Raw genomic sequence first — 20058 nt, forward strand, 5'->3', positions numbered from 1 at the left:
GCCCTTCTGGCGGGGTGTCAGCCGGGTGACAGAGACGTTTCTGCGACGTCATCTCCTCCCCGGCGTGGCACAGATCCAGGAACCGTGAAGAAGGGGTGCGAGATGGTGAGCGAGACGGGAACGACGGCATGCGATACGCGCGAGCGCGCCAGGGGCGCGCTGCTCGGCCTCGCGGTCGGTGACGCGCTCGGCGCCCCCGCCGAGAACATGCGCCCGTCGGAGATCCGCCGCCGCTGGGGCCGGATCGAGGGCTTCGTGACGGACCGCCCGGCGGGCACGGACGACACCGAGTACGCGATCTTCTCGGGGCTGCTGCTCGCCCGGCACGGCTCGGCGCTGACCGTCCAGCACGTGGAACGGGCCTGGCACCACTGGATCGCGGACCTGGACGAGGGCCCGTTCCGCGGGGCGGGCTTCAGCGAGCGGGGCACGCTGGAGAACCTCCGGCGGGGCCTCGCGGCGCCCATCTCGGCGCAGCACCGGCACGCGTGGTCGGACGGCCTGGCGATGCGGGCCGCGCCGTTCGGGGTCTTCGCGGCGGGCCGCCCGTCGGAGGCGGCCCGGCTGGTCGCCATCGACGGCACCGTGAGCCACGACGGCGAGGGCATCTACGGCGGCCAGGCGGTCGCGGCGGGTGTCGCGGCGGCGATGGGCGGCGCGTCGGTGACCTCGGTCATCGCGGCGGCCCTGTCGGTGGTCCCGATGGACTCCTGGACGGCGCGCTCGATGCGCCGCGCTGTCGTGGCGGCGCAGCGGGTGGACCCCGATCCGCTGGTGCGCGAGCGTACGGTCCGCTCGGCGGTCGTCATCGGCGGCTACCCGTGGACGGACCTCGCCCCGGAGGCGGTGGGCCTCGCCTTCGGCGCCTTCGCGGCGGCCCGCGGAGACTTCCGTACGGCGGTCCTGATGGCGGTCAACATGGGCCGCGACGCCGACACGACGGCGGCGGTGGCGGGCGCGCTCGCGGGCGCGGCCTCGGGCGTCTCGGCCATCCCGGAGGAGTGGGCGTCGGCGATCGCCCCGGTGACGGGCAGCTGCCTCCCGTCGATGCGGGGCTACCACGTCCTGGACATCGCGGACCTGCTGACGGGTGACGAGGAGGAGGCCGCATGACCACCACGGACCCGACCCACCGCACCTACGGCTCCGCCGACCCCGCTGCGGCCGCGACTGTTCCGACCCCTGTGGGCATCTGTTCCGCCGGGGCGGAAGGCGTGGGCCCCGTCCCCGAGCGCGGCGCCTTGGACCAGGGCGGCACCCACGGGAGCCCGGAGGCCGGCCCCGGGGCCGGCGCCCGGGACAGACGCCCCAGCCCCGCCAGGATCGCCGGTCTTCTCCTGGGCCTCGCCGCGGGCGACGCCGCGGGCTGGCCCGCGGCCAGGCACCGCGCCGCCCGCATGCCCGAATGGACCCGCCGCCTCACCCGCGAACTCGACACCTTCGCCGAACAGAACGCCACCACCACCCTCCCCGTCCCCATCGCCCTCAACCAGCCCCCCGAACCCCTCCGTCTCGGCCCCTCCGACGACGCCGAATGGGCGGTCTTCACCGCCGAGGCGGTCCTCGCCGCCACCGGCCCCCTCTTCGCCACGCTCCCCCCGGAGCGCCGCCTCCGCGCCGCCGTCGACCTCGCCTGGAACTCCCTCGCGAGCCAGGTCGCCGCCGCCGCCGACCGCGCCCCCGAGGTCGAGTCCGCCATCCTCCCCCTCCGCGCCCGGATCTCCGTACGCGCCGGGCTCGGCAATCTCGCCACCGGACTGCGTCCCCCCGCCACCGGCCACGACAACCCGCACTACTTCGACGACGCCGCCTGCGTCCGCGCGGCCGTGCTCGCCGTCGTCCACCCGGGCGACCCGGCCGCCGCCGCCGAACTCGCCGAGTTCGACGCCCGGTACACCCAGGACGGCGACGGCGTGCACGGCGCCCGCGCGATGGCCGCCGCCGTCGCCGCCGCTCTCGGCGGTGCGGACGTCGACGAGGCCGTGGAGGTGGCCCTCGCCCAACTCCCGCCCACCACCGAGATCGGCCGCAACGCCCGTCAGGCCGTGAAGATGGCCCAGGACGTCACGAGCGCCTTCGAGCTCGTCCCCCTCCTGGAGCACCAGATCGTCGACCACGTCTACAGCTACGGCATCGCCGCCGCCGAGACCGTGCCGGTCGCCCTGGCGCTCGCCCTCGCCGCGCGCGGCGAGGTGTCGGGGGCCGTACCCGCGGCCGCCTGCCTCTCGCGTGTCGCGGACTCCGCCCCGGCGCTCGCGGGCGCGCTCACCGGTGCGCTCGGCGGCGCCGACGCGCTCCCCGCCACCTGGCGTGAAGCATGCCGCAGGCTGGCCGGCTGCGCGCTGCCCCGCCTCGCCGGCACGGACCTCGTCGAACTCGCCGGGCTGCTCGGAGACACGGAACTGGCCACGCCGGGTGGACAATTCCGACATGACTCCCACACTGGATGACCGGATCACCGGAAGTCTCCTCGGGGCCGCCGTCGGCGACGCCCTCGGCGGCCCCGTGGAGGGCTACACCCCCGAGCAGATCGTCGAACGCCACGGCGGCCGGGTCACCGGCGTCGTCGGCCCCTGGAACGGCGACGCCTGGCGTACGGCCCGCCCCATCGCGCCGTACCACAAGGGCGACGGGCACGTCACCGACGACACCTTGATGACCCACGCCCTGATCAGGGTGTACGAGAAGGTCCGTGACCATCTCGACGCGTACGCGGTGGCGGACCACCTCGTCCCCGAGCTCATCGGCAACCCGGTCTGGATCCCCGAACTCGAGGCGCGGGCGCTCCCCCTCCAGCGGATCTTCCTGGCGGAGAAGTGGCTCGTGGCCCGCCTCCACTACGGCCATGTCGATCCGCGCGAGGCGGGCAGCGGAAACATCGTCAACTGCGGGGCGGCGATGTACATGGCGCCCGTGGGCCTGATCAACGCGGCCCACCCGGAGGCGGCGTACGCCGAGGCGCTGGACATCGCGGCGCCGCACCAGTCCTCCTACGGCCGCGAGGCGGCGGGGGTGTTCGCGGCGGCGGTGGCGGCGGCGTGCGCGCCCGGTGCGACCCCGGAGTCCGTCGTGACGGCCGCACTCTCCCTGGCGAAGGACGGCACCCGCGGGGCGATCGAGTCGGTCGCCGAAGTCGCGTCCGGGCACACGGACTTCGAGTCGGCCCTCGTCCCCCTCCGCCAGGCGGTGGCGCCGTTCGACACCGTGGGCCCCGACTACCGCGCACCGTCGCTGGGGGCGCGCCGCCCGTCGCGGCTGCACGCGATCGAGGAACTGCCGATCGCCCTGGGGATGCTGCTCGTGGGCGGCGGCGACTACCGGCGTACGGTCCTGGGCGCGGTCAACTACGGCCGTGACTGCGACTCGATCGCGACGATGGCGGGCGCGATCGTGGGCGCTCTCGGCGGCGAGGCCGCGATCCCGCCCGCCTGGGCGAAGCAGGTCGCGGAGGCGAGCCGCCTGGACCTGCACGCCCCGGCGCGCGCGCTGACGGCCGTCGCCCACGAGGTCTTCGCGCGCGACACGGCCCGCCGCCGGGCCCACGAGTCGGCGTACGCGACCCTGACGAGCGCGGCGGTCCGATGAACCTGCGCGTCACCTGGGTCCAGCCGGAGGACCTCGTCGGCCACGAACTCCGCCAGGCCGCGGAGGACGGCCGCGACGTCGCCGCGATCGCCGCCCGCTGGCGCGCGGCGGGTGGCCACCCCGCCCCGTCGACGGCCGGAGCGTCCGCCACCCCGCGCCCGGACCTGCGTCCGCTGGCCGAGACCCTCCTCGACGACCTGGCCACGCTCCCCAGCCCCCTGACCCCGCACGAACCGACGGCTCTTCCCGCCATCCAGGCACTGGTCCCCCATCCCCTTTCCCTGTCGCGCGGGGCACCTCGCGCTCTGCGGGAGGACCACCCCGAGGACCGCCCCCTGCGCGACCGGCTGCACGCCGCCTGGCTCGGGCGCGCCGCCGGCTGTCTCCTCGGCAAGCCCGTCGAGAAGCTCCCCCTCCCCGCCATCCGCGCCCTCGCCCGCGCCGCGGGCAACTGGCCGCTCACCACCTGGTTCACCGAGACCGGCGTCCCCGCGGACCTGCTCGCGGCCCACCCCTGGAACCGCCGCTCCGCGGCCACCTCACTCGCCGAGAACATCGACGGCATGCCCGAGGACGACGACCTCAACTACCCCCTCCTCAACCTGCTGCTCCTCCAGCGGTACGGCCGCGGCTTCGCCACCGCCGACGTCGCCCGCCTCTGGCTCGACGAACTCCCCGCCGGCCGCACCTTCACCGCCGAGCGCGTCGCCTACCGCAACCTCCTCGACGGCATCGAACCCCCGCTGACCGCCGTCCACCGCAACCCCTTCCGCGAGTGGATCGGCGCCCAGATCCGCGCCGACGTACACGGCTGGACGAACCCCGGCGACCCCGGGGCCGCGGCCGAGCAGGCGTACCGGGACGCGGCGCTCACCCACACCGCCAACGGCGTCCACGGCGCCCTGTTCGTCGCGGCGACGATCGCCGCCGCCACGGGTGGGACCGCCGACGTCCACCGTGCCCTCGCCGCCGGTCTGGCCGTGGTCCCGCCGCGCTCGCGGCTCGCGCGAGCCGTCCGTCTCGGCATCGAGACGGCCCGCACCACCCCCGACTTCGACACCGTCGTGGACCGGCTCCACACCGCCCTCGGCGGGTATCACTGGGTCCATGCCGTCCCCAACTCCGCCCTCCTCGCCGCCGCCCTCACCCACGGCGACGGCGACTTCTCGCGCACCATCTGCGCGGCGGTCTCCGGCGGCTGGGACACCGACTCCAACGGCGCCACCGCCGGTTCCGTCGCCGGTCTCCTCGCCGGCCACCCCGACCGGCTGCCCGAGCGCTGGACCTCCCCCCTCAAGAACCGGCTCTCCACCTCGATCCCGTCCTTCGACGGCATCGGCTTCGACACCCTGGCCGAACTGACGTATCAGGAGGCAGTACGCCCATGACCAGCATCGTGGTGCTCGGCAGCACCAACATGGACCTCGTCGCCTTCGTCTCCCGTGCCCCCGCGCGCGGCGAGACCGTCACCGGACGGGAGTTCCGGACGATCCCCGGCGGCAAGGGCGCCAACCAGGCCGTCGCCGCCGCCCACGCCGGCGGCGACGTGTCGATGATCGGCGCGGTCGGCAACGACGAGTTCGGCGTACGGCTCCGTGCCACGCTCGAGGCGTCCGGGGTCGAGACCGACCTGCTGCGCACGGTCGAAGGCCCCTCCGGCACCGCGCACATCGTCGTCGACGACGAGGGCGGCAACGCGATCGTCGTCGTCCCCGGCGCCAACGGCACCGTCTCCTCCCTCGACCACGGCGACGAGGCCCTGATCGCCAACGCCGGGGCGCTGCTCCTCCAGCTCGAACTCCCCCTCTCCGTGGTCGTCGAGGGCGCCGTCACCGCCCGCCGCCTCGGCGTCCGCACCGTCCTCACCCCCGCCCCGGCCCAGCAGCTCCCTGCCGAACTCCTGGCCGCCACCGACCTCTTGGTCCCCAACGAGCACGAGGCCGCCGCGCTCACCGGGGTCGCCGACCCGCGCTCCGCCGCCACCGCCCTGCTCGCCCAGGTCCCCGAGGTGGTCATCACCCTCGGCGCGGCCGGCGCCCTCTACGCGGCCCGCGACACCGAGCCGTTCACGGTCCCCGCCCCCCGTGTCCGCGCCGTGGACACCACCGCTGCGGGCGACACCTTCGTCGGCGCGCTCGCCGTCGCCCTCGGCGAGGGCCGGCCCGTCCGCGAGGCGATGGCCTGGGCCTCGACCGCTGCGGCGCTCTCCGTCCAGCGCGAAGGCGCCTCGTCCTCGATGCCGTACCGCTCCGAGATCGACGCGGCCCACGGTCCCCTCAGCGGCCAGGAGGTCGACGCCGTATGACCCGTACATCCGACACCGCGCCTCCCCTCGACGGACTGCGCGTCCTGGATCTCGCCACCCTCTTCGCCGGCCCGCTCGCGGCGATGATGCTCGGCGACTTCGGCGCCGACGTCATCAAGATCGAGCACCCCCGCAAGCCCGATCCGTCCCGCGGTCATGGACCATCCAAGGACGGCGTCGGTCTCTGGTGGAAGGTCCTCGGCCGCAACAAGCGGACCATGACCCTCGATCTCTCCTCTCCCGGCGGCCGGGACACCCTCCTGCGTCTGGCCGCCGACGCGGACGTGATCGTGGAGAACTTCCGCCCCGGCACCCTGGAACGCTGGGGTCTGGGCTGGGAGGAGCTGTCCGCCGTCAACCCCGGTCTCGTCCTCGCCCGGGTCACCGGATTCGGCCAGTTCGGCCCGTACTCCCACCGGCCCGGCTTCGGCACCCTGGCCGAGGCGATGAGCGGCTTCGCCGCCATCACCGGCGAACCGGACGGTCCGCCCACCCTTCCCCCCTTCGGCCTCGCCGACTCGATCGCCGCCCTCGCCACGGCGTACGCGGTGATGACCGCGCTCACCGCCAGGACGGCCACCGGCCGCGGCCAGGTCGTCGACATGGCCATCATCGAACCGATGCTCTCCGTCATCGGCCCCCACCCCCTCTGGTACGACCAGCTCGGTTACGTCCAGCCCCGCACCGGAAACCGCTCCCGCAACAACGCCCCCCGCAACACCTACCGCACGTCCGACGACTCCTGGGTCGCCGTCTCCACCTCCGCCCAGTCGATCGCCGAACGCGTGCTCCGGCTGGTCGGCCGCCCCGAGCTGATCGACGAACCCTGGTTCGCCGACGGCGCGGGCCGGGCCGCCCACGCGGACGAGCTCGACGAGGCGGTCGGCGCCTGGATCGCCCGCCACACCCGGGAGGAGGCGATGACCGCCTTCGAGAAGGCCGAGGCGGCGATCGCGCCCGTCTACGACGTCCGGGACGTGATGGAGGATCCGCAGTTCCGCGCCCTGGACACCGTCACCGAGGTCCCGGACCCCGAGCTGGGACCGATCCGGATGCAGAACGTCCTCTTCCGGCTCTCCGAGACCCCCGGCGGGATCCGCTGGGCCGGGCGCCCGCACGGCGCGGACACGGCCGAGGTCCTCGCCGAGCTCGGCCTCACTCCGGCCGAGATCGGCGCCCTCCGCGGTGAAGGAGCCGTATGAGCGGTACGCACTTCCCCCTCACCTGGCTGTACGCCCCCGGGGACCGCCCCGCCGTCGTCCAGAAGGCCCTGGTCTCGGGCGCGGACGTGGTGATCGTCGATCTCGAGGACGCGGTGGCCCCGGACCGCAAGGCGTACGCGCTGGCCGCCACGGCCGATCTGCTCTCCGATCCGCACCCCGTACCGATCCATGTCCGCATCCACACGCCACGCGACATCCCCTCCCTGGCCTCCCTCCCCGGCCTCCGTGGTCTCCGTGTTCCCAAGGTGACACACGCCACTGACATCCACCGGATCGCCGAGGTCACCTCGGGGCTCCCGCTCTACGCACTCCTGGAGAACGCGCTCGCCGTCGAGCGGGCGTACACCATCGCCACCGCCCACCCCACCGTCCACGGCATCGCCCTCGGCGAGGCGGACCTCCGCGCCGACCTGGGGGTACGGGACGACTGCGGCCTCGACTGGTCGCGCGGCCGCCTCGTCGTCGCCGCCCGCGCGGCGGCCCTCCCGCCACCGATCCAGTCGGTCCATCCCGACATCCGCGACCTGGACTCCCTGGCGGCGGGCTGCGCGCGTGGCCGCGCCATGGGCTTCCTCGGCCGGGCGGCGATCCACCCCCGCCAGCTCCCGGTCATCGAACAGGCCTACCTCCCCACACCCGACGAGGTGGCCGCGGCCGAGGAGGTCGTCAAGGCGTCCCAGACGGAGGAGGGCGCCCTGGCCCTCCCGGACGGCCGCTTCGTCGACGCGGCGGTCGTCGAGGGCGCGCGCCGCGTCCTGACCCTGGCGGCGAGAGCCGCCTGACCGGCGGCCCGCGCTCCCGCCCGTACGCCACAGGGCCGCCGGGACCCATCGGTCCCGGCGGCCCTGTGGCGTACGTCGGTCTGCTGGTCAGCCCTTGGCTGCGGACTCCGTGCCGTTCGCGGGTGCGCCGTCCGGCTCGTCGGTCACGGCCTCGCGCCGAGCGGCCTCGCCGCCGCCGTCACGGTCCTCGCCGGCGTCGGCCCCGGGAGAGTCCTCGGTCGCGGCCGCGCCCTTGGCGCCGCCGGACGGCTTGTCCTTCTCGGGCTCCACGATCTCCTCCCGGCCCGGGCGGAGCCGCGCCGAGATCACGATGTACGCGACGGCCAGGACGAAGACGACGATCGCGGTCCAGACGTTCAGCCGGAGGCCGAGGATGTGGTGCGCCTCGTCGACGCGCATGTACTCGATCCACCCACGGCCCGCGCAGTACGCGGCGACGTACAGCGCGAACGCCCGGCCGTGGCCCAGCTTGAAGCGGCGGTCGGCCCAGATGACCAGGAGCGCGACACCGATGCACCAGAGCGACTCGTACAGGAAGGTCGGGTGGTAGATCCCTTCCTCGCGGTTCGCGCCGGCGGAGATCTCCAGGCCCCAGGGCAGCGTGGTCGGCTTGCCGTACAGCTCCTGGTTGAACCAGTTGCCCCAGCGGCCGATGGCCTGGGCGAGGGCGATGCCGGGTGCGATCGCGTCGGCGTACGCGGGCAGCGGGATGCCGCGCCGGCGGGCTCCGATCCAGGCGCCCACCGCGCCGAGCGCGATGGCGCCCCAGATACCGAGGCCGCCCTCCCAGATCTTGAAGGCGTCGACCCAGTTCTCGCCCTCGCTGAAGTACAGCTGGTAGTCGGTGATGACGTGGTAGAGCCGGCCGCCGACGAGACCGAAGGGCACGGCCCAGACGGCGATGTCGGCCACGGTGCCGGCTTTGCCGCCCCTGGCGATCCAGCGCTTGTTGCCGATCCAGACGGCGACGAAGACACCGATGATGATGCAGAAGGCGTAGGCGCGCAGCGGGACCGGTCCGAGGTGGAGGACGCCGGTCGACGGGCTGGGAATGTAGGCAAGGTCCATGGCAGAACCGACGCTACCTTGCCGGGCGGGCGTCACGGCAGCCCACCCGGCAACGTCTGCGTAACTAAGGGGATCTTCCGGAGGAACGTCAGCCCGCGGCCGGTGAGGCCGTGCCGGGCTTCTTGCCCTGGTTCGCCTCGGCGACCCACTTCTTCAGGTTCTCCGGGGAGATCTGCTCGCCGCCCTTCGACGGGAAGATCGATTCTCCGTTGAGCAGCACGGACGGCGTGCCCTGGAAGTCGCCCTTCTGGAAGGCTTCGTTCGACTTCCCGACCCAGCTGTCGTGCGTGCCGTCCTCGACACAGCTGCGGAAGGCCGGTGTGTCGAGCCCCGGCACCTTCGCCGCCAGCTCGATCAGCTTGGCGTTGTCTCCGAAGGCGTCGTCCGGCTCCGGCGGCTGGTTCATGTACAGCGTGTCGTGGTACGCGGTGAACTTCCCGGCGTCCTGGGCGCAGGCCGCCGCGTTCGCCGCGCGGAGCGAGCCCTGGCCGCCCATGTTCCGGTCGATGAGGGTGGCGAGGTGGTACTGGCTCTTGAGCGCGCCGGACGCCTCCAGCTCGTGGATCGTGTCCCGGAACGCGTTCTCGAAGGAGGCGCAGGCCGGACAGCGGAAGTCCTCCCAGATCTCGAGCGTCGAGGGGGCGTCCGACGCCCCCGTCGGGATCGCGGGCTTGTCCCCCTCGATCGAGCCGGTCGGAGCGACGACCGGTCCCGCCTTGTCCGAGCCGCCGTCGTCGCCTCCCGTGTTGGCGGCGATCACTCCGGCGATCGCCGCCAGGCCGAGGACACCCACGACCGCGGCCGACACGATCAGGACGCGCCGCTGCTTCTCCCTGGCCTTCTCGCGCTCGCGCTGCTGCTGGAGGCGCTCCCGCGCGCTCCGATTACCGTCACTGTTCTTCTGGCTCACGCCCTCAGCAACGAACCGGGGAGGCGCGTCCGCGCCTCCCCGGTCATAGATCCACCCGTACGGGTTACGAAACGCGCCGCACGCCCTCGGCGAGTTCGCCCGCCAGTTCCCTTACGGCGGCGAGCCCGGCGGCCTCGCCGTCGGCGTCGAGCATCCGCTTGACGAAGGCGGAGCCGACGATCACGCCGTCGGCGAAGCTCGCGACCTCCTTGGCCTGCTCGGCGTTGGAGACACCGAGTCCGACGCAGACGGGCAGGTCGGAGGTGGCGCGGGTGCGGCGGACCAGGTCGGCGGCCTCGGCGCCGACGGACTCGCGGGTGCCGGTGACACCCATGAGCGAGGCGGCGTACACGAAGCCGGAACCGGCAGCCGTGATGGTGGCGAGCCGCGCGTCCTGGCTGCTCGGGGCGACGACGAAGACGGTCGCGAGACCGTGCTTCTCGGCGTGCTCACGCCACTGGGCGGACTCCTGGACGGGCAGGTCGGGCAGGATGCAGCCCGCGCCGCCGGCCGCGGCCAGCTCCTCGGTGAACCGCTCGACGCCGTAGCGGTCGATCGGGTTCCAGTACGTCATGACCAGGACCGGCTTCCCGGTGGCCTCGAAGGCCTCGCGCACCGTGCGCATGACGTCGGCGATCCTGACGCCGCCGCGCAGGGCGATGTCGTCGGCGGTCTGGATGACCGGGCCGTCGAGGACCGGGTCGCTGTGCGGGAGGCCGACCTCGACGATGTCGGCGCCGCCGTCGAAGACGGCCTTGATCGCCGCGATGCCGCCGTCCACGGTCGGGAAACCGGCCGGGAGGTAGGCGATGAGAGCGGCGCGGTTCTCCGCCTTGGCCTTGGCCAGGGTGTCGCTGAGGAGCTGGATGTTGCCGCTCACTTGGTGTCCCTCCGGATCTCGCCCGCGCCGTCCTCGGCGGCGGCGTCGGCCTCGACGGGGGCCGCGTCGGTGTCGTACAGCCCGAAGTAGCGGGCGGCCGTGTCCATGTCCTTGTCGCCACGCCCGGAGAGGTTGACGACGAGCAGGCCCTCGGGACCCAGCTCCTTGCCGACCTCCAGGGCACCGGCGAGCGCGTGCGCGGACTCGATGGCCGGGATGATGCCCTCGGTGCGGGAGAGCAGCCGCAGGGCCTGCATGGCCGCGTCGTCGGTGACGGCGCGGTATTCACCGCGGCCGCTGTCCTTGAGGTACGAGTGCTCCGGGCCGATGCCCGGGTAGTCGAGACCGGCCGAGATGGAGTACGGCTCGGTGATCTGGCCCTCGTCGTCCTGGAGGACGTACGACCGCGAGCCGTGCAGGATGCCGGGCTCACCGGTGGTGAGGGTGGCGGCGTGCTCGCCGGTCTCGACGCCGTGCCCGGCCGGCTCGCAGCCGATGAGGCGCACGTCGGCGTCCGGGATGAAGGCGTGGAAGAGACCGATGGCGTTGGATCCGCCGCCGACGCAGGCGATGGCCGCGTCGGGGAGGCGGCCGGCGCGCTCCAGGATCTGGCGGCGGGCCTCGACGCCGATGACGCGGTGGAAGTCGCGGACCATGGCGGGGAAGGGGTGCGGCCCTGCCACGGTCCCGAAGAGGTAGTGCGTACGGTCGACGTTGGCGACCCAGTCGCGGAACGCCTCGTTGATGGCGTCCTTGAGGGTGCGGCTGCCGGACTTCACCGGGATGACCTCGGCGCCGAGCATGCGCATCCGGGCGACGTTCAGCGCCTGGCGCTGGGTGTCGATCTCGCCCATGTAGATGGTGCATTCGAGGCCGAAGAGGGCGCAGGCGGTGGCGGTGGCGACACCGTGCTGGCCCGCGCCGGTCTCGGCGATGACGCGGGTCTTGCCCATGCGCTTGGTGAGCAGGGCCTGGCCGAGCACGTTGTTGATCTTGTGCGAGCCGGTGTGGTTGAGGTCCTCGCGCTTGAGGAAGACCCGGGCGCCGCCGGCGTGCTCGGCGAACCGGGGGACCTCGGTGAGGGCGCTCGGGCGGCCCGTGTAGTCGACCATCAGGTCGTTGAGCTCGCGGGCGAACTCGGGGTCGGCCTTGGCTTTGTCGTACTCGACGGCGACTTCGTCCACGGCGGCGACGAGGGCCTCCGGGATGAACTTGCCGCCGTAGGCACCGAAGTAACCCTCGGCGCTCGGAACCTGACCCTCCGGGTCCGGAATGAAGAACTCGCTGGACATGCGGCTGCTCCTCGCGGGACGGATGCCCCGTGTGACATGCGGTCTGGTGGTCACGTTATGCGCGCGACGAGCTCACGCCGTTGTGGGCATGCGTTCCGCCGGGGCGGAACGGGTGGGCACAACGGAACGGCGCCCTTGCCGGGCCCAGGCTCCCGGTCCCTCCGGCGCCCACGGGTGCGGCACCTCGTGGTGCGGGGGCCGGGGAGCGGACGCGCCCGTAAGGGCGCCGTCCCGTGTGCCCACCCGTCCCGCCCTGCGGGACGATTGCCCACACGGGGGCCGGGGCGGCCGGGGCCGTCAGGCGGCGGCGGTCGTCGTGAGGGTGCGCGCGGGGTGGGGGCGCCATCGCATGCCGTTGACCTGGCCCGGCTCGTCGCCGATCACGTACCGCACCCGGCGGCCGTGGACACGGCGGGCGGGTGCACGGCAGCCGCGCGGCCGGCAGCCCCGGGCCAGCGGGGCGTGGGCGGGCGCGGCGGCGGTACGGAGCCGGGTGCGCATCGCGCGGGTCACCGCGGCCGCGCCGAAGCCGCCCGGGGCTGCGATGCCCTGGGGGGTCGGCGTGGCGCGGTGCGGGGTCATGGCGGGGTCAGCTCCGCCCGTGGCGCAGGGCCGGGTGGGCGCCGGCGGCCACGAGGTCGGCGACGGCGGCCTTCGGGTCGCGGCCGGTCACGAGGGACTCGCCGACCAGGACCGCGTCGGCGCCGGCGTTGGCGTACGCGATGAGGTCGTGCGGCCCGCGGACGCCGGACTCGGCGATCTTGACGATGCCGGCCGGGATCTCCGGGGCGACGCGCTCGAAGGTGGAGCGGTCGACCTTGAGGGTCTTGAGGTTCCGTGCGTTGACGCCGATGATCCGGGCGCCCGCGTCCACGGCGCGCTCGACCTCGTCCTCGTCGTGCACCTCGACCAGCGGCGTCAGGCCGATGGACTCGGCGCGCTCGATCAGGGAGACGAGGGCCTCCTGCTCGAGGGCGGCGACGATCAGGAGGGCGAGGTCGGCGCCGTAGGCGCGGGCCTCCCACAGCTGGTACGCCGTGACGATGAAGTCCTTGCGCAGGACCGGGATGTCGACCCGGGCACGTACGGCCTCCAGGTCCGCGAGCGAGCCGCCGAAGCGGCGCTCCTCGGTGAGCACGGAGATGACGGCTGCGCCGCCCGCCTCGTAGTCCGCGGCCAGGCCGGCGGGGTCGGCGATCGCGGCGAGGGCGCCCTTGGACGGGCTGGAGCGCTTGACCTCGCAGATCACGGTGACGCCCTCGCCGCGCAGTGCGGCGACGCCGTCCTTGGCCTGCGGCGCCTTGGCGGCGCGCTCCTTGAGCTCGTCGAGGGAGACCCGCGCCTGCCGCTCTGCGAGGTCGGCGCGCACGCCTTCGATGATCTCGTCGAGCACACTCACGCGAGAGGCCCCCTTCCGGGACGGTGATGGTGACGGTGGTGCAGATGAACCAGGTTCAGCCATGTCGATGGTATCCGCACCGAGGCTCCGGACTCGCATCCGGCCGTGATGCGTCCCACGTACTGGGACTTCCGGGAAGGGGTCAGGGGGCCAGGGCGGAGCCGAACGGGAGGTTCCGCACGAGGGTGAAGAGGGCGAGGAGGGCGCCGATCGCCCATGACCAGGCGGGCGTGAGGGCGACCCTCATGGGCACGGCCCGTACGGCGCGAATCAGCCACAGGGCCATGACGAGGGCGAAGAGGCCGTAGCCGACGACGGCGAGGGTGTTGGCGCCGAACGCGGCGGCGAGGTCGCCGTGGACGAAGGAGTGGGCACTGCGCAGTCCGCCGCAGCCGGGGCAGTACAGGCCGGTGAAGCGGAGCAGCGGGCAGACGGGATAGTGCCCGGGCTCGTTGGGATCGACGGCGCCGACGTAGGCGAACGCGGCAGCGACCCCGGCAAGCGTTCCGACGGGCGCGAGCAGCCGCACCGGGAGCGACCTGGGCGCACGCGGCCCGAGCCCCTCTGCGGAGTACCCGAGCGGCTCCTCGCGCACGCCCAGGGCACGGACGGGCCCGGCGGGGGCCTCGACGCCCTCACGGGCCCCGGAAGCCCCGGAGGGCTCGGTGGCCGCCCTGGCCGCCCCGGAGCCCGTCACGGACGGACCGGGCGACGCGGGGGCCGGGCCTGCGCCCGCCACGGACGGACCGGGCGGGACCACGGCCGGGTAGGGGTGGCCCGTGGGGGCGGTCGGCCGCGGCGTGGCGGAGGGCTCGGGGTTGGCGTCCACGCGGTGATTCTCGCGCCTCACGCGCGAAGGCGCAGCCCGGCCCCGCCGGACTGCGCCTTCGCGCGTGTCGTGTACGTCGTGTGCGTCGTCCGTCAGACGGCGCGCGCCTTCGCCGTCGCCGCCTCGCGGGCCGCGGCGACCGCCGCCGACTCCTTCGGCATTCCCAGGCCCGCCACCTTCATCGCCAGGCCGACCACACCACCCAGCAGGACGACGGCCATACCGGCCCAGAAGCCGGTCGTGTTGGCCGCCACCATGAAGACTCCGGAGATGCAGAAGCCGATGAAGGAGATGATGACACCGGTCCAGGCGGCCGGGGTGTGTCCGTGGGCGCTGCCCGCCATGAGTTGCTCCTCGTTGCTGTTGCTCGGTGGTGGCTCGATGGTGAGGTCTCGCGTGCGCGGACACTCGTGGCTCATTGTCCCGCACACAGGGGCGCGAGGATGAATCGGGGTGGCGCGACGATCACGCGTCGCGTCCGGCCTCCGCGATCACCCCTCGCGCGTCGGGTCCTCGCCGCGGTCCAGGGCCTTCCACAGGTCCTCGGGCCGGTCGGGGGAGGCGGCGGGCGCCCGGCGCGCGGCGCGCGGCGCGCCCGCCCGCTCGTACCGTCCGCCCATCGTCGGCCAGCGCGTGCCGAACCGCAGCGCGAGCAGCCCCGCGGCCAGGATCAGCAGCGCGCCGACCGCCGTGACGTAAGGCCAGGCGGTGTGCGCGAGGCCCGAGACCGTCGCCGCGGTGTCACCGGAGATCCGGGCGGCCTCGGCGTCCAGCGCGTTGCTGTCCGAGGCGCCGAGGAACGCCGCCACCGCCGCTCCCGCGCCGCTCAGCGCGAGCAGGCCGGAGACCAGGGTGCGCCCGGCGCGGCGGACGGCGAAGACGGCGACGAGCGCGGCGAGGCCGACGATCGCGAGCGCCGTCGGCACACCGGTGACGGTGCCGCCGTCGGCCTCGACGGGCACCGTGCCGCCGCCGACCGACGCCGTGCCCTCGGCCCAGATCTGGCCCGCGGACAGCAGCACGACGGTGGCACCGAGGGCGCCGAGCAGAAGAGCCGCGGCCAGGCTGCGGCGGCCGCCGGGCGCGGCGGCAGCGGCACCCACGCGGGCGGCTCGGGGCTGGGGTACGGGAACAGCACTCACGTACCCCACTATCCCTTACGCCGTCACGCGCCGTTCATCCGGTTGGCGGTGTGTACGGCGCGGAGCACGGCGGCGGCCTTGTTCCGGCACTCGTTGTCCTCCGCGACCGGGTCGGAATCGGCGACGACACCCGCTCCGGCCTGCACATACGCGGTGCCGTCACGCAGCAGGGCCGTACGGATGGCGATCGCCGTGTCGGAGTCGCCGGCGAAGTCGAGGTAGCCGACGCACCCGCCGTACAGTCCGCGCCGGGACGGCTCGAGCTCCTCGATGATCTGCATGGCGCGCGGCTTCGGCGCACCGGACAGCGTGCCGGCCGGGAAGCAGGCGGTGAGCACGTCGAACGCGGTCCGTCCCTCGGCGACCCGTCCGGTCACCGTCGAGACGATGTGCATGACGTGCGAGTACCGCTCGATCGACATGAAGTCGACGACCTCCACCGAACCCGGCTCGCAGACCCGGCCGAGGTCGTTGCGGCCGAGGTCGACGAGCATCAGGTGCTCGGCCCGCTCCTTGGGGTCGGCGAGCAGCTCCTCGGCGAGGTCGTGGTCCTCCTGCGGGGTCGCGCCGCGGTGCCGGGTGCCGGCGATGGGGTGCACCATCGCCTGCCCGTCCTCGACCTTGACCAGGGCCTCGGGGCTGGATCCGACGACGTCGAAGCCGTTCTCGAAGCGGAAGAGGTACATGTACGGCGACGGGTTGGTGGCCCGCAGGACCCGGTAGACGTCGAGCGCCGAGGCATGGCACGGGGTCTGGAAGCGCTGCGAGGGGACCACCTGGAAGGCCTCGCCCGCCCGGATCCGCTCCTTGATGTCCTCGACGGCGGCCTGGTAGGCCGGTCCGCCCCAGAGCGCGGAGAACTCCGGCAGTTCGGAGGGCGGGAGCGCGGCGGGCACGGTGGCGACGGGGCGGGCCAGGTCGGCCTGCATGGCGTCGAGCCGGGCGACGGCGTCGGCGTACGCCTCGTCGACGCCGGTCTCCAGGTCGTTGTGGTTGATCGCGTTGGCGATCAGCAGCACCGTGCCGTCCCAGTGGTCCAGGACGGCGAGGTCGCTGGTGAGCAGCATGGTCAGCTCGGGGAGCTGCAGGTCGTCCCGCGTGGAGTCCCCGATGCGTTCCAGGCGGCGGACGACGTCGTAGCCCAGGTAGCCGACCATGCCGCCGGTGAAGGGCGGCATCCCGGACGCGAGGTCGCGGGGAGTGTGCAGGGCCTCGACCGTGGCGCGCAGCGCGGCGAGCGGGTCGCCGTCCGTGGGGACGCCGACGGGAGGGGTGCCGAGCCAGTGGGCCCGGCCGTCGCGGACGGTGAGGGTGGCATCGCTGCGGACCCCGATGAAGGAATAGCGCGACCAGGAGCGGCCGTTCTCGGCGGATTCGAGGAGGAAGGTGCCGGGGCGCTCGGCGGCGAGCTTGCGGTAGAGCGCGACCGGGGTGTCGCCGTCCGCGAGGAGCCGGCGGCTGACGGGAATGACACGGCGGTCTTCCGCCAGCTTGCGGAAGGTCTCGAGATCCATGGCGCCAGACCCTACTTGCCCAGGGGCAGGACGTCGGCGTCGAAACAGGTCCGCGCGCCGGTGTGGCAGGCGGCGCCGACCTGGTCGACCTTGACGAGCACGGTGTCGGCGTCGCAGTCGAGGGCGACGGACTTGACGTGCTGGACGTGGCCGGAGGTGTCGCCCTTGACCCAGTACTCCTGGCGGCTGCGCGACCAGTAGGTGCAGCGGCCGGTGGTGAGGGTGCGGTGGAGGGCCTCGTCGTCCATCCAGCCGAGCATCAGCACCTCGCCGGTGTCGTACTGCTGGGCGATGGCCGGGACGAGGCCGTCCGGGCTGCGCTTGAGGCGGGCGGCGATGGCCGGGTCGAGATTGCTGCTCATGCGGCCATTGTGCCGTGGCCGGGGGGTGTGTCCGGATGGGCGTCCACTGGGCGGACCGCGGGCGTCGGTCGTACGCTGGCGAGCATGTCGACCCATGCGAAGCGTGAACGCCTTCTGCTCGCCGATCTGTTGGAGGCGGCCGGGCCCGATGCCCCGACGCTCTGCGAGGGGTGGCTGACCCGCGACCTCGCGGCCCATGTGGTGGTGCGCGAGCGCCGCCCGGACGCGGCCGCCGGAACGCTCGTACCGGCGTTGAAGGCGCGGCTCGACCGGGTGCAGGCGGAGTTCGCGGAGAAGCCGTACGAGGAGCTGATCCAGCTCATCCGGACGGGGCCGCCGCGGATGTCCCCGTTCACGATCAAGCAGGTGGACGAGGGGGCGAACATCGTCGAGTTCTACGTCCACGCGGAGGACGTGCGGCGCGCCCAGCCGGACTGGTCGGCGCGCGAGCTGGACCCGGTCTTCTCGGACGCGCTCTGGTCGCGCCTGGAGAAGGGCGCGAAGCTGCTGGGGCGCAGGGCCCCGGTGGGCCTGGTGCTGCGCCGCCCGAACGGCCAGACGGCGGTGGCGCACCGCGGCACCCCGGTGGTGACGGTCTCCGGCGAGCCGGGTGAGCTGACGATGTTCGTCTTCGGCCGCCAGGACCAGGCGAAGGTGGAGCTGGACGGGGAGCAGGACGCGATCGACCGCCTGCACGAGACGAAGCAGCTGGGGATCTAGGGCGGCTCCGGCCGCCGGACCGCCCGGTGATGCGGGCCGCCCGCCCCCGTCCGAGGCGCGGAGCCGGTCACGCGGCGTCCCCGCGCGCCACCCAGCCTGTACGAAGCGCAGGGCCGGTCAGGCGGCGTCCCCCCGTGGGAGTTCCGCTCGGCGCAGGGGCCGGACCGAGAGGGCGTACAGGCCGCCCAGCGCGCACACCGCCGCGCTGGCCACGAACACCGGGCCCAGGCCCCACAGGCCCACCGCCGCGCCGGTGAGGGGGTAGCTCAGCGGGGCGACGCCCAGGCTGAAGAAGCTGGACACGGCCGTCACCCGCCCGAGGTACGCGGGGTCGCACTCCGTCTGGGTAAGGGCGCCGCAGAGCGCGCCGCTGAGGCCGGCGAGCAGGCCGACGGAGACGGACACGGCCACGGCGCCGGGCAGCTGCGGTACGTACGCGAGGGCGCCGATCGAGACCGCGCCGAGGGTGATCGTCCAGGCCATGACCGTCCCGGCGCGGGGTATCCGGCCGCGTACGGTCAGCAGCAGGGAGGCGGCGCCCGCTCCTACGCCGAACCCTGCGAGGACCCAGCCGATGCCCGCGGCGCCCCAGCCGCGCTCGTCGGCGAGGAGCGCGAGGCCGACGTTGAGGGGGCCGACGAAGCCGAGGTCGGAGAGCGCGACGACGATCATCAGCGGGCCGAGGACCCGGTGGCGGCGGATGTACCGCAGTCCGTCGGCGAGGTCGCGCAGCGCGGTGCCGTCACGGGAGGGCTCGCCGCCGGGCAGCGGCGTCATCCGGAGCCTCAGGAGCAGCGGCAGGGAGAACGCGAAGAGGAGACCGGCGGCCCCGAACGCGGCCGCCGGTCCGCCGAGGGCGACGGCGAGGCCGCCGAGCGGGGCGCCGAGGACGAGCCCGGCGCGGTAGGCGAGGCCGCGCATCCCCTGGACGCGGGCTAGCTGGTCGCGCGCGGCGATCCGGGGCGGCAGTGCGCCGACGGCGGGCAGGAAGAGGGCGTCGACGGTGCCGAAGACGAGGGCGACGACGGCGAGCACCCAGAGGGCCGGGCTCGCGAGCAGCAGCAGGGCGGCCACGCCGAGGACGACGAGGCAGCGGACGGTGTCGGAGAGGACGACGACCCGGCGCGGCCCGAAGCGGTCGGCGATCACTCCCCCGCCGAGCATGAGCAGGGCGCGCGGCACGGCGCTGACGGCCATGACGAGCCCCGCCTCGGCGGGCGTGCCGCCGCGGACGGCGGTCCAGGACAGGGCGAGGTGGTAGACGCTGTCGCCGAGCGTGGAGGCGGTGTAGGCGCCGAGCCAGCGCAGCACGTTCGGGTCACGGTGCGCGGGGCCGCCGGGACCGGTGGGGCCGGCCGCGGCCTCGGTGAGCGCCGTCATGACCGGTAGGGAAAGCCGTAGAGGTGGACGGCGACGTTCTCGCGGCCTTCGGTGTCGCCGGCCTGCTCGGCGGCGCGGGCCCGGGTGTCGTACTTCTCGAGCAGCGCGTCGAGCTCCTCGCCGAGCGCGGCGAGTTCGGCCGCGGTCAGCCGGGGGAGCCACTCGGAGCTGATCGAGGCGGAGCGCCACTCGCCCGACCACGTGAGCCGTTCGTCGAGGAAGCGGCGGTGGAGTTCGGACCGCTGGTCGTTGAGGGTGCGGCCGAGAGCGTCGCTCGCGGCTACCAGCTCGGGTGTGCCCCGGACGTCCTCGTCCCGGATGGAGACGCCGTACGAGCTGGGCTGCCACCAGCGTTCGCGACCGTCGGCGGAGTGCCCCAGCGCCTCTTCGATGAGGTCGTGCTCGGCCAGCTTGCGCAGGTGGTAGCTGACGAGGGAGACCGCCTCGTCGACCTGGTCGGCGAGCTGGGACGCGGTGGCGGTGCGGGCGACGAAGAGGGCGCGGTAGAGGCGCATCCGCAGCGGGTGCGAGAGCGCCTTGAGGGTGCCGAGATCGGTGATCCGGCGGTTCTCCTGCGAGGTCATGTCCACGACCGTAGGTGCGAAAGAAAACTTGCGCAATGGAAATTGCACAAATAATCCTGCCCATCGGGCCGGCAGAAAGGCCC

Annotated in this window: 21 protein-coding genes; 8 read left to right on the plus strand and 13 right to left on the minus strand. The window is 73.9% G+C overall.

Translation table 11 applies throughout. The features are described 5' to 3' along the window. Positions 1 to 102: 102 nt before the first annotated feature. From ACFY8U_RS21985 to ACFY8U_RS22015, 7 genes are read left to right on the plus strand one after another with little or no spacing between them, the layout of a single operon-like run. Positions 103 to 1113: an ADP-ribosylglycohydrolase family protein gene (locus ACFY8U_RS21985; protein WP_361593052.1), complete on the plus strand. Its 1011-nt coding sequence runs from the start codon at positions 103 to 105 to the stop codon at positions 1111 to 1113. Further along, the gene (locus tag ACFY8U_RS21990) at positions 1110 to 2450 is read left to right on the plus strand and encodes an ADP-ribosylglycohydrolase family protein (RefSeq protein ID WP_389572647.1); all 1341 of its coding nucleotides are present in this window, start codon (positions 1110 to 1112) and stop codon (positions 2448 to 2450) included. Before ACFY8U_RS21985 ends, ACFY8U_RS21990 begins: the two co-directional genes overlap by 4 nt. Then, a complete protein-coding gene (locus ACFY8U_RS21995; protein ID WP_389572650.1) occupies positions 2431 to 3585 on the plus strand; it encodes an ADP-ribosylglycohydrolase family protein in 1155 nt (384 codons plus the stop codon). Before ACFY8U_RS21990 ends, ACFY8U_RS21995 begins: the two co-directional genes overlap by 20 nt. Continuing rightward, complete coding sequence (locus ACFY8U_RS22000; protein WP_389572653.1) at positions 3582 to 4973, plus strand: ADP-ribosylglycohydrolase family protein; 1392 nt, start codon at positions 3582 to 3584, stop codon at positions 4971 to 4973. The genes ACFY8U_RS21995 and ACFY8U_RS22000 overlap by 4 nt, the downstream gene beginning before the upstream one ends. Beyond that, on the plus strand, positions 4970 to 5890 hold the full coding sequence (gene rbsK / locus ACFY8U_RS22005) for a ribokinase (RefSeq protein ID WP_389572656.1): 921 nt from the start codon (positions 4970 to 4972) through the stop codon (positions 5888 to 5890). The genes ACFY8U_RS22000 and rbsK overlap by 4 nt, the downstream gene beginning before the upstream one ends. Continuing rightward, positions 5887 to 7092: a CaiB/BaiF CoA transferase family protein gene (locus ACFY8U_RS22010; protein ID WP_389572658.1), complete on the plus strand. Its 1206-nt coding sequence runs from the start codon at positions 5887 to 5889 to the stop codon at positions 7090 to 7092. The genes rbsK and ACFY8U_RS22010 overlap by 4 nt, the downstream gene beginning before the upstream one ends. After that, positions 7089 to 7895 (plus strand): CoA ester lyase, encoded by an 807-nt coding sequence (locus ACFY8U_RS22015; protein WP_361432937.1) that lies wholly within the window; start codon positions 7089 to 7091, stop codon positions 7893 to 7895. The genes ACFY8U_RS22010 and ACFY8U_RS22015 overlap by 4 nt, the downstream gene beginning before the upstream one ends. A gap of 87 nt (positions 7896 to 7982) precedes the next feature. Here the strand turns inward: ACFY8U_RS22015 and lgt are convergent, their stop codons facing one another. The 11 genes from lgt to hisI form a co-directional block, all read right to left on the minus strand. Beyond that, positions 7983 to 8963: a prolipoprotein diacylglyceryl transferase gene (gene lgt / locus ACFY8U_RS22020; protein WP_389572661.1), complete on the minus strand. Its 981-nt coding sequence runs from the start codon at positions 8961 to 8963 to the stop codon at positions 7983 to 7985. A gap of 88 nt (positions 8964 to 9051) precedes the next feature. After that, positions 9052 to 9873: a thioredoxin domain-containing protein gene (locus ACFY8U_RS22025; RefSeq protein ID WP_361593075.1), complete on the minus strand. Its 822-nt coding sequence runs from the start codon at positions 9871 to 9873 to the stop codon at positions 9052 to 9054. Positions 9874 to 9937: 64 nt separating this feature from the next. Beyond that, a complete protein-coding gene (gene trpA, locus ACFY8U_RS22030) occupies positions 9938 to 10753 on the minus strand; it encodes a tryptophan synthase subunit alpha (RefSeq protein ID WP_361593077.1) in 816 nt (271 codons plus the stop codon). After that, on the minus strand, positions 10750 to 12045 hold the full coding sequence (gene trpB, locus ACFY8U_RS22035) for a tryptophan synthase subunit beta (protein WP_389572665.1): 1296 nt from the start codon (positions 12043 to 12045) through the stop codon (positions 10750 to 10752). The genes trpA and trpB overlap by 4 nt, the downstream gene beginning before the upstream one ends. A 297-nt stretch (positions 12046 to 12342) precedes the next feature. Then, positions 12343 to 12546, minus strand: a complete 204-nt coding sequence (gene trpM, locus ACFY8U_RS22040) for a tryptophan biosynthesis modulator TrpM (protein WP_389573264.1) — start codon at positions 12544 to 12546, stop codon at positions 12343 to 12345. An 88-nt stretch (positions 12547 to 12634) separates the two neighbouring features. Continuing rightward, positions 12635 to 13444, minus strand: coding sequence for an indole-3-glycerol phosphate synthase TrpC (trpC, locus tag ACFY8U_RS22045; RefSeq protein ID WP_389572667.1), 810 nt, complete (start codon positions 13442 to 13444; stop codon positions 12635 to 12637). 142 nt (positions 13445 to 13586) lie between these two features. Beyond that, entirely contained in the window at positions 13587 to 13973 is a 387-nt protein-coding gene (locus tag ACFY8U_RS22050) for a DUF2752 domain-containing protein (protein ID WP_389573267.1), read from the minus strand. Between the two features lie 392 nt (positions 13974 to 14365). Continuing rightward, positions 14366 to 14617 carry an HGxxPAAW family protein gene (locus tag ACFY8U_RS22055; protein WP_389572669.1) on the minus strand — a complete coding sequence of 84 codons (252 nt, stop codon included), beginning with the start codon at positions 14615 to 14617 and terminating at the stop codon, positions 14366 to 14368. A 147-nt stretch (positions 14618 to 14764) separates the two neighbouring features. Beyond that, positions 14765 to 15424 (minus strand): TIGR02234 family membrane protein, encoded by a 660-nt coding sequence (locus ACFY8U_RS22060; RefSeq protein ID WP_389572671.1) that lies wholly within the window; start codon positions 15422 to 15424, stop codon positions 14765 to 14767. Between the two features lie 14 nt (positions 15425 to 15438). Then, positions 15439 to 16929, minus strand: coding sequence for an anthranilate synthase component I (locus ACFY8U_RS22065; protein WP_389572673.1), 1491 nt, complete (start codon positions 16927 to 16929; stop codon positions 15439 to 15441). Between the two features lie 11 nt (positions 16930 to 16940). Next, entirely contained in the window at positions 16941 to 17291 is a 351-nt protein-coding gene (hisI, locus tag ACFY8U_RS22070) for a phosphoribosyl-AMP cyclohydrolase (RefSeq protein WP_345692165.1), read from the minus strand. Positions 17292 to 17375: 84 nt separating this feature from the next. On the opposite strand from hisI, the gene ACFY8U_RS22075 reads away from it, so the two are divergent. Continuing rightward, positions 17376 to 18011 (plus strand): TIGR03085 family metal-binding protein, encoded by a 636-nt coding sequence (locus tag ACFY8U_RS22075; protein WP_389572676.1) that lies wholly within the window; start codon positions 17376 to 17378, stop codon positions 18009 to 18011. 117 nt (positions 18012 to 18128) lie between these two features. Here the strand turns inward: ACFY8U_RS22075 and ACFY8U_RS22080 are convergent, their stop codons facing one another. Both ACFY8U_RS22080 and ACFY8U_RS22085 read right to left on the minus strand, forming a co-directional pair. Beyond that, entirely contained in the window at positions 18129 to 19391 is a 1263-nt protein-coding gene (locus ACFY8U_RS22080; protein WP_389572679.1) for an MFS transporter, read from the minus strand. Beyond that, positions 19388 to 19975, minus strand: a complete 588-nt coding sequence (locus ACFY8U_RS22085) for a helix-turn-helix domain-containing protein (protein ID WP_389572681.1) — start codon at positions 19973 to 19975, stop codon at positions 19388 to 19390. The genes ACFY8U_RS22080 and ACFY8U_RS22085 overlap by 4 nt, the downstream gene beginning before the upstream one ends. Positions 19976 to 20058: the final 83 nt, after the last annotated feature.

The organism is Streptomyces sp. NPDC012508 (assembly GCF_042902595.1).
GTDB lineage: Bacteria > Actinomycetota > Actinomycetes > Streptomycetales > Streptomycetaceae > Streptomyces.